The 3,891-nt window shown below is 58.9% G+C and carries 3 protein-coding genes; 1 reads left to right on the plus strand and 2 read right to left on the minus strand.

Translation table 11 applies throughout. The features are described from left to right. Window positions 1-41: 41 nt before the first annotated feature. Together HMPREF9538_RS0127440 and HMPREF9538_RS16390 are read right to left on the minus strand one after the other, a co-directional pair. Window positions 42-263, minus strand: a complete 222-nt coding sequence (locus HMPREF9538_RS0127440) for a YgdI/YgdR family lipoprotein (protein WP_002906779.1) — start codon at window positions 261-263, stop codon at window positions 42-44. A 168-nt stretch (window positions 264-431) separates the two neighbouring features. After that, window positions 432-1,493 carry a YncE family protein gene (locus HMPREF9538_RS16390; protein WP_004898548.1) on the minus strand — a complete coding sequence of 354 codons (1,062 nt, stop codon included), beginning with the start codon at window positions 1,491-1,493 and terminating at the stop codon, window positions 432-434. A 258-nt stretch (window positions 1,494-1,751) separates the two neighbouring features. On the opposite strand from HMPREF9538_RS16390, the gene pqqU reads away from it, so the two are divergent. Continuing rightward, window positions 1,752-3,857 carry a TonB-dependent receptor PqqU gene (pqqU, locus tag HMPREF9538_RS16385; protein WP_004189794.1) on the plus strand — a complete coding sequence of 702 codons (2,106 nt, stop codon included), beginning with the start codon at window positions 1,752-1,754 and terminating at the stop codon, window positions 3,855-3,857. Window positions 3,858-3,891 lie beyond the last annotated feature (34 nt).

The following is a 3,891-nucleotide window of genomic DNA, read 5'->3' on the forward strand; positions in this document are numbered from 1 at the left end:
CTCCCGGTTTGTCCATCGCGGGCAAACCGGGAGGTCAGAACTTAATTATCTTCAACCAGCTGCGACACATCGCTGCTGTTAATTTCCCGCTTATTACCTGACTCATCGATATAGCTGGTCATCCCCGTTTCTTTATCCAGCTGCGGCTTGCCGTGGGTAACGATAGTTTGACCGCTCTTCGTGGTCATAACGTAGTTTGACGAACAACCTGCCAGCAGCGCCAGCATCGCGCCGGCGCAAATCACCATGAATGGCTTTTTCATTTTATCTCCACTGATTACCACTGCCCGCACGTGGCGGGAAAGGGTTAAGTGTATAACCATCTGGTTTGTCAGGCCAATAGGCGTTTGTAACAGAGGGTGAGTCGCCGGGCCTGGCCCGGCGGCATGCGGAGCGCGACCACCGTTTTCCGGTTTCGTCGCGCTGAGGTCTTACAGGGCGATGCGGATCACATCGTCCGGCGCGGTGGCTTCTTTCTCACGGCTGGAAGCTTGTTTCACGCTAACGTACAGCGTTTTGCCGTCCTCGGAGAGCGCCAGGCTGTTGGGGTGAGTCGGCGTTTTAAAGGTCTTCACTACCTTGTAGCTCTTGCCGTCGATAACGCTGACTTCCCCGGCCTTACGATGCGTCACATAGGCTTCGTTGCGCGCCGGGTTAAACAGCACCGCCAGCGACTCCGGCGCGGCGATTTTCTCCAGCACCTTGCCGTCGCGGGTATCGACCACCAGCACTTCCGGCTGCTTGCTGTCGGTAATAAAGGCACGATGGCCGGCGGTATCGAGACTCAGGTTAAGATAGAAATGCGCTTTGCCGTCATCCTGCAATTTTTTGCGCGACGCAATCGTGTTGCTCTCGCTGTCGATGGTCAGCAGTTCGCCATCGGCGTTGGTGGTATACAGACGCTTAGCCTGCGGATCGATCGCCAGACCCGTCGCCATTGCCCCGGTGCCGGTAATGGTCGTTTTCAGCTTCAGGGTTGCGCCATCTACCACCCAAATCACGCTCTCTTTGCCCAGACCGGTAATGTAGACCGTGTTGGTCTGCTCATTGACCGCCAGCTCGCGCGGCTGCAGCGGACGCACGGTTTCGCTGCGCTGACGCTCGTCCAGCACCAGGCGCCCCTTCACGGCGCCGGTTTTGGCGTCAATAGCGGTGACAGTGCTGTCGACGGTATTGCCAAACCACAGCGTGCCGGTGGCATGGTTGATAGCGGCGCCGAACGGCTTCAGATCGTTGTGAATAATCTGCGTCACGTCGAGGGTGGCGGGGTCAAGACGGTAAACCACCCCGCCTTTGTCCAGCGAACGACTCTGTGATGTGGCGACCCACAGCGCATTCTCCTGCTGGCTGTAGGCCATTTCGTAGGCCCCTTTTCCGACGGCCTTGCGCAGCATCTCTTCCGCGGCGTGGGCGCTAAAGCTGCCTGCCAGCAGCAGAGAAGTGACGAGCAGTGAATGGCGCAGACGCGGCGCGGCAAAATGACGTAATGACATGACGACTCCCTTTGATAAACCAGTATGTGCTGACCCGACATCGCTTCCGGCGGTAAAGTCCTGGCTTTACCCTTATTTTTGAATGCGAATAGTAATCATTATTTATATCAAAGTGGAGCGTTAATTGTTGTTGTGCGGTAAATTCATGCCTGGCGAGCACTATCCGTTAACCAGCAGCAGTTAATAATTTTCAAATATTTTACAAACGAGGTAACATATATACATATGTTCCATTTGGTTCGTCTTTGAGTATTATCGATGAAAATCCTGTCCGTGCGTCACGTCGCCCTCCCGGCCCTGCTCTTGCCGCTCATTGCCGCAGCCCAGGCCGCTGATGAACAAACCATGGTGGTGACCGCCGCGCCAACCACGGTTTCTGAACTGGATACCCCCGCCGCCGTCAGCGTGGTGAATGGGGATGAGATGCGCCAGGCCGCGCCGCGCGTCAATCTCTCTGAATCGCTGGGCGCCGTGCCGGGCCTGCAGGTGCAGAACCGGCAAAACTATGCCCAGGATCTGCAGCTGTCGATTCGCGGCTTTGGCTCGCGCTCAACCTATGGCGTGCGCGGACTGCGCATCTATGTGGATGGCATTCCGGCCACCATGCCCGACGGCCAGGGGCAGACCTCAAATATTGATATCGGCAGCGTTGACACCATTGAGGTGCTGCGCGGCCCCTTCTCTGCCCTGTACGGTAACTCGTCCGGCGGGGTGATCAACGTCACCAGCCAGACCGGCACCCAGCCGCCCACCGTGGAAGCCAGCAGCTACTATGGCAGCTTCGGCACCTGGCACTACGGGATGAAAGCCACTGGCGCCGTTGGCGACGGCAGCCACGCAGGCGATGTGGATTACACGGTCTCAACCAATCGCTTCACCACCCATGGCTATCGCGATCACAGCGGCGCGCGCAAAAATCTGGCGAACGCCCGGCTGGGGGTGCGCATCAACGACGTCAGTAAGCTGACTCTGCTGCTGAATAGCGTGGATATCAAAGCCAATGACGCCGGTGGCCTGACCGCCGATGAATGGCGCGATAACCCGCGCCAGTCACCGCGCGGCGACCAGTATAATACCCGCAAGAATACCCGACAGACCCAGGCCGGCCTGCGCTATGAGCGCCAGCTCAGTGCCCAGGACGATCTCAGCGTTATGATGTACGCTGGAGAACGTGAAACCACTCAGTTCCAGTCGATCCCGCGCGCGCCGCAGCTGAAGCCGAGCCATGCCGGCGGGGTGATCGACCTTACCCGTCACTACCAGGGGATTGATACCCGGCTGACCCATCGCGGAGAGCTGCTGGTGCCCGTCACGCTCACCGCCGGTCTCGACTACGAGAACATGAGCGAGCGGCGCAAAGGGTATGAAAACTTTGTGATGGTCAACGGCGCGCCGCAGTATGGCGAACAGGGCGCGCTGCGCCGTAACGAACGCAACCTGATGTGGAACGTCGACCCCTACCTGCAGACCCAGTGGCAGCTCACTGACAAACTCTCGCTCGATGCCGGGGTTCGCTACAGCTCGGTATGGTTCGACTCGAACGACTACTACATCACCCCAGGCAATGGCGATGACAGCGGTGATGCCAGCTATCACAAATGGCTGCCCGCGGGCTCGCTGAAATATGCCCTGACCGACGCGTGGAACGTCTATCTTTCCGCCGGCCGCGGCTTCGAGACGCCAACCATTAACGAACTCTCCTACCGCTCCGATAACCAGAGCGGCCTCAACTTCGGCCTGAAACCCTCCACCAACGACACGGTGGAGATCGGCAGCAAGACGCGGATCGGCAATGGGCTGTTCACCGCCGCCCTGTTCCAGACCAATACCGATAATGAGATTGTGGTCGACAGCAGCAGCGGCGGGCGCACCAGTTATAAAAACGCCGGCAAGACCCGCCGTCAGGGGATGGAGCTGGGGCTGGATCAGCAGTTTGGCGAGAGCTGGCGTCTGAAGGCGGCCTGGACCTGGCTGGACGCGACCTATCGCACTAACGTCTGCGACGACGCCAGCTGCAATGGCAATCGCATTCCGGGGATCGCGCGCAATATGGGCTACGCCTCCTTTGGCTATCAGCCGGAGCAAGGTTGGTACGCCGGGAGCGATATTCGCTATATGAGCGATATCATGGCCAATGACGAAAACACCGCCAAAGCGCCCTCCTGGACGGTGGTTGGCCTGACGACTGGCTATAAATGGAGCTACGGCAGGATGGATATGGATCTGTTCGGTCGCATCGACAACCTGTTCGACCGGGAGTACGTCGGGTCTGTCATCGTTAACGAGTCTAACGGGCGTTACTACGAGCCTGCCCCGGGACGTAACTACGGCATCGGCCTGAACCTCGCCTGGCGCTTCGAATAACACGCCCCTTCCCCCCCCCCCCCCCCCCCCCCCC

This window comes from Klebsiella sp. MS 92-3 (assembly GCF_000195655.1).
Lineage (GTDB): Bacteria > Pseudomonadota > Gammaproteobacteria > Enterobacterales > Enterobacteriaceae > Klebsiella > Klebsiella pneumoniae.